The 5,367-nt window shown below is 40.2% G+C and carries 5 protein-coding genes; all 5 read left to right on the top strand.

Annotated features, from left to right (window positions below; translation table 11 throughout):
• Positions 1 to 332, top strand: a 332-nt coding sequence (locus tag RTK36_RS15020; RefSeq protein WP_312048046.1) for a G5 domain-containing protein, incomplete at its 5' end; no start/stop codon positions are given.
• 72 nt (positions 333 to 404) lie between these two features.
• Positions 405 to 1,400: an AIR synthase family protein gene (locus RTK36_RS15015; RefSeq protein ID WP_312048045.1), complete on the top strand. Its 996-nt coding sequence runs from the start codon at positions 405 to 407 to the stop codon at positions 1,398 to 1,400.
• 118 nt (positions 1,401 to 1,518) lie between these two features.
• Entirely contained in the window at positions 1,519 to 2,688 is a 1,170-nt protein-coding gene (locus RTK36_RS15010) for an aminotransferase class I/II-fold pyridoxal phosphate-dependent enzyme (RefSeq protein WP_312048058.1), read from the top strand.
• A 294-nt stretch (positions 2,689 to 2,982) separates the two neighbouring features.
• The gene (locus RTK36_RS15005) at positions 2,983 to 4,293 is read left to right on the top strand and encodes a hemolysin family protein (RefSeq protein ID WP_312048044.1); all 1,311 of its coding nucleotides are present in this window, start codon (positions 2,983 to 2,985) and stop codon (positions 4,291 to 4,293) included.
• Between the two features lie 109 nt (positions 4,294 to 4,402).
• Positions 4,403 to 5,137: an NAD-dependent protein deacylase gene (locus RTK36_RS15000; RefSeq protein ID WP_312048043.1), complete on the top strand. Its 735-nt coding sequence runs from the start codon at positions 4,403 to 4,405 to the stop codon at positions 5,135 to 5,137.
• Positions 5,138 to 5,367: the final 230 nt, after the last annotated feature.

The raw sequence follows: 5,367 nt of genomic DNA, 5'->3' as shown, positions 1-5,367 counted from the left end.
TTGAGAAACCGCAGGAGATTGTGAAGGAAGACCCTGAAAAGCCTGAAGGTGAAAGGGAAGTAACAAGCAAAGGTAGGACAGGTGCCAAGGTGTCTGTGTTCAAAAAAGTTTTTGAAAATGGTAAGCAGGTAAGCAGAGAACGCTTTAGCAGCTCCTCTTACCGTGCTGCAGCCGACGAAGTAACGGTAGGTACCAAAAAGGCGGTGGCAGCAAGTCAGCCTATAACCAAGCCGATTACCCAGGAGGATGACAGCCGATCCGATGACCAGACTGATGTTCAAACTGATTTTCAAACCGGTTTCCCAGGGGATAATTCTTTTGGAATACAATAATATTGCATAGCGAAATAGGTACCTCTGACACAACCGTGTTCAGGGGTACTTCTCTACGAAGGGGCTGAGGAAATGTTTAAGACTGGAAAGATTCCTCCGGAAATTTTGGAGGATATTGTAATGAATCCTATTAGAAAGAATAACGTGCAGCGTGATGATGTTGTGCTTCGACCAAAAACAGGTGAAGATTGTTCTGCCATTGACCTGCAAGGAGAACTGTGTGTTTTGTCTACAGACCCCATTACTGGGGCAGCAAAGGATATTGGCTATTTGGCAGTTCAAATAAATTGTAATGATATTTTTTCTGCCGGAGGCGAGCCCATTGGAATTTTACTCACGGTTCTATTGCCTGAAGGCAGTAATGAGACTGATTTAGAGGAGATTATGGAGGGTGCATTACAGGGTGCCCAGGAATTAGGGATTGAGATTTTAGGCGGGCATACCGAGGTTACGGATGCGGTGCGCAAGCCTATCGTTTCAGCGGCGGTAATTGGCCGCAGCAGAGAAAGAAAAATCATTCAAACAAGTGGTGCAAAGATTGGTCAAGATGTGGTTATGACCAAGTGGGCTGGACTGGAAGGTACGGCTATTATTGCTAAGGAATATGAAACAGAGTTATGTAAGCGCTTACCTTTTGATTTGATTCAGTCTGCCCAGAATATGAAGGAATTTCTTTCTGTGGGGAAGGAGTCTTTTCTTGCGGCGGAGCATGGGGCAACGGCAATGCATGACGCCACAGAAGGTGGCATTTTAGGTGCTGTATGGGAAGTGGCAGAATGTTCTCATACAGGGGTTGAAATTTGGCAGGACAAAATTCCTATCAAAGAAGAAACCAAGATAATCTGTAAGGAAGGACAGATAGACCCCCTAAGACTAATTTCCAGCGGAACCATGATTATTACTACGGAAAACGGTGCTAAATTGGTGGACAAGCTGAACCAAAATGGGATTTCTGGGGCAATCATAGGAAAAATAACAGAAACGGATCGAATTCTAATTTCAAATCAGAGCAAAGAATTGCTGGAAGAGCCACAAAGTGATGCACTATATCAAGTGAAATTTAGATAGCTTTTTGATTTTAAAAATACCATATAGTGTATTAAGATGTTTTCAGTTTGTTCTGGTGAGTATAAAATATTACAAGTGAAGATTGGGAAAAAGAGACATAAGAGAAAGGCTGATGAATATGAGAGATTTTGTTGCAAAAAACGTTGCGGAGTTACCTCCCTCGGGAATCAGAAAGTTTTTTGATGTTGTGGCGACTATGTCGAATGTTGTTTCTTTGGGTGTTGGTGAGCCTGATTTTAAAACACCTGAACATGTAAGGCAGGCAGCCATTGATTTGATTGAGGAAGGTAGAACCCGTTACACGGCAAATTTGGGTATGCCTGCTTTAAGGGAGCGTATTGCGCATTACTTGGAACGTCGTTTTCACACGGTATATAATCCTATGGACCAAATTATGTGTACCATTGGGGCATCGGAAGCCATTGATGTTGCCTTACGTACAATATTAGAGCCAGGGGATGAGGTATTAGTAATTGAGCCTTGTTATGTTTCTTACAAGCCATCCATCATTTTACAGCATGGTGTGCCTGTTGTTGTGACAACGAAAGTGGAAAATGATTTTAAATTGATGCCGGAAGAATTAGAAAGAGCCATAACGCCGAAAACCAAAGCAATCATTCTTCCATATCCCAATAATCCTACAGGAGCCATCATGGAGAAAGAGGATTTGGAGAAAATAGCTCCTATTATTATGAAACATGATTTACTGGTTATTTCTGATGAAATATATGCTGAGTTGACCTATGGCGGGAAAGATCACGTTTCTGTTGCATCCATTGAGGGTATGTATGAAAGAACCATTGTTTTAAATGGTTTTTCAAAATCCTTTGCAATGACAGGCTGGCGATTGGGATATGCGGCAGGGCCTAAGGATTTAATCAAACAAATGAATAAAATTCATGCTTATGTGGTAATGAGTGCACCAGTAATGAGCCAGCAGGCCGCCATTGAAGCTTTGCGGGATGATGCCCTTTGTGACGAGGATGTTCGGGTGATGCGGGAGGCATATGACCAGAGAAGAAAGTACTTAATTGGTGAATTTAATAGACTTGGGCTGACCTGTTTTGAACCGAAAGGTGCATTTTATGTATTTCCTTCCATTCAGAAAACGGGGCTTGGTTCTGAAGAATTTTGCGAAAAACTGCTTTTTGAGGGTGGTGTTGCGGTTGTTCCAGGAAATGCATTTGGAGAATGCGGTGAAGGCTTCATTCGTATTTCATATGCATACAGCATGGAAGAGCTAAAGGCTTGCATTCAAAAAATAGAAGATTTTTTAGTTGAAAAATAGAAATGAAATTTGCAGTGTTTGGAAAAAAGGCGCCAATCACTGCTTTTTTAATTTTCCATTTAGACTGGTTGACGATTCTGGAAAAATATGAGATGATATTTGAATATATTAAAAAGGAGCGAAATCGGTTTGAGTGCAGATGGGGATTATCATGTCAATACTTGTGTAAAGATTTCATATTCCAATCAAATGTTGGAAATAATAAGGGTGTACTTTGTCTAAAACAGAAATGTTTTAATGGCAAGGTATACCTTTTTTTGTTTTTTTGTAAGGGAAAGGCAGGAGGAAGAATTTATGCTTATAGGTCCGTTAATATTACAAGTTGTTTTAATTGCAATGAATGCGGTTTTTGCCAGTGCTGAAATAGCTGTTATTTCAATGAATGATGCTAAAATGAAGCGGATGGCAATGGAGGGAGACAAAAGAGCGGAACGGCTAATTTATTTAACAGATCAACCTGCCCGTTTTTTGGCAACCATACAGGTAGCAATTACTCTGGCGGGTTTATTAGGCAGTGCGTTTGCGGCTGAAAATTTTGCTGGGGAGCTAGCCCAGTTTCTTAAAAACAGCGGTTTAGACACCTCATTAAGTTTCTTACGCTCTCTTTGTGTGTTCTTAATTACCCTTATTTTGGCCTATTTCAACTTGGTATTTGGTGAGTTGGTACCCAAGCGTGTGGCCATGAAAAATTCGGAAAAGCTGGCTTTGGGGATGAGTGGAATGCTGAAGCTGGTTTCTAAGTTGTTTGCGCCTTTGGTGTGGCTTCTTTCAGCCTCTACCAATGGCATGTTAAGATTAATTGGAATCGACCCTGAGGATGAAGAGGAAGTCATTTCTGAAGAAGAGATTTTTATGATGCTGGATCAAGGCAGTGAAAAAGGTACAATTGATTTAGAAGAAAGTACGTTTATTCGAAATGTATTTGCATTTGATGATATTCCTGTGGAGCAGGCTTGTACCCATCGGGTTGATGTGGTTATGCTGGAAATTGAAGATGATATGGAAACATGGGATACGATAATTCTGGAAAACAGATATACTTATTTTCCTATTTGCGGTGAGGATAGTGATGATATTTTAGGGGTGCTTGACACAAAATCCTATTTTCGTATGAAGGAAAAAAGTAGAGAGCTGGTTATGGAGCAGGCAGTGGAAAAGCCTTATTTTGTTCCAGAAACTATGAAGGCGGATGCTTTGCTACGTAATATGAGAAAAAATAGAAGACATTTTGCTCTGGTGTTAGATGAATATGGCGGCTTGAGCGGCGTGATCACACTGCGTGATTTGGTTCAACTTTTAATCGGAGATATGCTCAATGATGCAGAAGAGGAAGAAATTAAATGTATTGGCGATGATGTATGGCATATTATGGGCAGTGCCTCCTTGGAGGATGTAAGTGATGCGCTAAAGATTCCTTTGCCAATAGATGAATATGAAACCTATGGTGGGTTTATCTTTAGTGAGCTTGGGAAAATTCCCGAGGATGGAAGTCAATTTACTATTGTTACCTATGGCATGGAAATTCTTGTGAAGGAAGTACAGAATCATCGAATCGGTGAAACCGTTGTTAGAGTATTACCTTTAGCATCAGAGAAGAAAGATTAAAGGGACATAGGTAATGTTGTAAAACTGGAAATAATATGTTAAACTATATGAACAGGGGAGTCCGTTGCTGGGCTCTCTCATTTTACGGTATGATTGAGGAGGGACCATTTTGGAAGAAAAAATTGCTTTACTAAAAAAATGGATTCAGGAAAGTGATAACATAGTTTTTTTTGGCGGTGCTGGCGTTTCCACAGAAAGCGGTTTGCCCGATTTCCGTAGTGAAAACGGTATTTTTTCCGCCATGAGTGAGTATGGATATAGACCTGAGACCATTTTGAGCCGTTCTTTCTTTGAGCGCAACCCTGATGTCTTTTTTCGATATTACAAAAAGACTCTTTTATACCCAGACGCAACCCCCAACGACTGTCATAAGGCCTTAGCTAAACTTGAATCAGATGGGAAGTTAAGGGCAGTAATCACACAAAATATAGATGATTTGCACCAAAAGGCAGGGAGTAAGAATGTTTTCGAGCTCCATGGAACCCTTTATCGTAATTATTGTGTAAAGTGTGGACAAGAATTTCCTCTGGACTATGTAACAAAAGAAGAAGGGATTACACGATGCAATCTTTGCAGTGGCGTGGTACGTCCTGATGTGGTGCTTTATGAGGAAAGTCTAAATGGAGAAACCATTGAAAAAGCGGTTTCCTTTATCGCCAATGCAGATGTATTGATTATTGGAGGGACAAGTTTAAATGTTTATCCAGCGGCAGGACTGATTCGCTATTATGGTGGTAAGAAAATGGTATTAATCAATAAGAGTGAAACGCCCTATGATGACAAAGCATCGCTTATTATTACGAAAAGTATTGGTGAGGTATTTCGGGAAATCGTTGAATTCTAGGGACTTTTATAAATAAAATAAAAAAAATAGAAAAAAATGAAAATTATAGCTTGACTTTTAGCCTGGCTTTAGATATAATAAATTCTGCGCTGTGAAAGTGCTGTGAACTTTGAAAATAGAATAGCGTTTGAAAAAACACAACCCATAGTCAATTCAGCTTATCCGCAATGCGGAAAAGCAAAAGAAGACAAAAGAGTTTACCGATTTCGAAAAAATCGGAAGCAAGCCAG

It is taken from the genome of Anaerotignum sp., from assembly GCF_031981185.1.
In the GTDB taxonomy this organism is placed as follows: Bacteria; Bacillota; Clostridia; order Lachnospirales; family Anaerotignaceae; genus Chakrabartyella.
The sequence above is the reverse complement of the archived record's forward strand: the minus strand, read 5'-3'. Positions and strand labels throughout refer to the sequence as shown.